The 432-nt window shown below is 40.0% G+C and carries 1 protein-coding gene; it reads left to right on the top strand.

Going from position 1 to position 432, the window contains the following annotated elements; translation table 11 throughout:
• Positions 1-16: 16 nt before the first annotated feature.
• Positions 17-432 (top strand): transposase (locus N482_RS05070; protein WP_196765308.1); only part of this gene is annotated, 416 nt, incomplete at its 3' end.

The following is a 432-nucleotide window of genomic DNA, read 5'->3' as shown; positions in this document are numbered from 1 at the left end:
TCCACGGTAACGTGTTATGGCCAACTACAAGCCTGACTTCTCCTGCCAAAATAAATTCATTCCTATCAATTTCTCTGAGCAAATTTTGCCAGGCACCTTTGAGTATGCGCTTTGTCATATTGTTGAAAATAAACTCGATTTAACGGGGTTTGATGCATGGTACAACAACGATAAAACAGGCGCTGCGGCATATCCACCATCGTTGATGCTAAAGATTATTTTACTTGGTTATGCACATGGTTTAATCAGTAGTCGTCGTATTGCTAAAGCATGTGAAACAAACATTTTATTTATGAGTGTGTCGGGTGATATTCAGCCGCATTACACATCAATAGCGGGTTTCGTTGCTAAAATGCACGAACAAATTGAACCGCTCTTTACGCAAGTGCTGATGATATGTGACGAGGAAGGTTTAATTGGCCGTAATATGTT

The sequence above is a fragment of the Pseudoalteromonas luteoviolacea NCIMB 1942 genome (assembly GCF_001625595.1).
GTDB classification, from domain to species: Bacteria; Pseudomonadota; Gammaproteobacteria; order Enterobacterales; family Alteromonadaceae; genus Pseudoalteromonas; species Pseudoalteromonas luteoviolacea_A.
The sequence above is the reverse complement of the archived record's forward strand: the minus strand, read 5'-3'. Positions and strand labels throughout refer to the sequence as shown.